Genomic DNA, 1,003 nt, shown 5'->3' on the forward strand with positions numbered 1-1,003 from the left:
CCGAGGACGCCGGTCCGGGGCGGCGGGCGGATCGACGTACGCGGGGCGCTCCTGCTCGGCGGCGGCCTCGGCGCGGTCCTCGCGTACGCCACCCTCGGCGGGGACTCCGGGTGGCTGTCCGGCGGCATGGTCGTTCTGTTGGGGACGGGTGTCGCGGCGCTGGCCGGCTGGGTGTCCCTCGCCCTGCGGACCGAGGAGCCGATCGTCGACATCCGGGCCCTCAGCCGCCCGATCGTGCTGACGCTGCTGGCCCTGTTGCTGGCCGCGGGGTCGTTCCGGAGCATGATGCAGCTGACGGGGCTCGTCGCCCAGGTGCCGCCGGACCTCGGTGTCGGCTACGGGCTCGGCGACGGCGGGGCGGTCGCCGTACTGCTCGCCACCCCCTCGTTCGGCATCCTCGTCGGCGGCACGCTCGCCGGCCGGCTCGCGGTGCGGTTCGGCTCCGCGCCGCCCCTCCTCGGCGGTATCGCCCTCGGGGCGGTCGCGACCCTCGCGATGCCGGCCGGGGTCTCGGCCCTCCCACCGGCGATCGCCTGCGGCGCCGCGCTCGGCACGGCCGCCGGTGCGATCGCCGCGTCCGGCTACAACCTGGCGACCGGTCTCGCCCCGCCCGAGCGGCAGGGCACGGTCTCCGGCCTGGTGTCGGTCGTCCTCGCCCTCGGATCGGTGGTCTTCAACGTCGCCGGAGGCGAAGTCCTCAAGGCCACCCGGGCCCACGGCGTCCTCGCCGACGGCGCCCCGGTGAGCACGGCGACCGGAGTCCACCTCTACATCCTCATGGCCGCGGCACTGTTCGCGCTCGCCGCCGTCCCGGTGATCGCGCTCCTGCGCAGCCCCGCACGGCTCCGGAAACCGCCCCCCGAACCGGCGGAGGGCCCGGCCCCCGACCAGGTCGCGCGTGCGTAGGAGACAGCTGCCCGATCCGGCCGGACGGTGCGGATGAGCAGACCATCCGAGCGACTGCCGACCGGGACAGTCCTCCGGGACGAACACCGCCGGGCCC

At 76.3% G+C, this 1,003-nt stretch carries 1 protein-coding gene; it reads left to right on the forward strand.

Annotation, left to right across the window (positions count from 1 at the left end; translation table 11 throughout):
• The coding region (locus tag ACFWIA_RS35145) for an MFS transporter (RefSeq protein ID WP_387011339.1) at nt 1-906 on the forward strand (906 nt) is incomplete at its 5' end.
• Nucleotides 907-1,003: the final 97 nt, after the last annotated feature.

This window comes from Streptomyces sp. NPDC127068, assembly GCF_042724695.1.
In the GTDB taxonomy this organism is placed as follows: Bacteria; Actinomycetota; Actinomycetes; order Streptomycetales; family Streptomycetaceae; genus Streptomyces.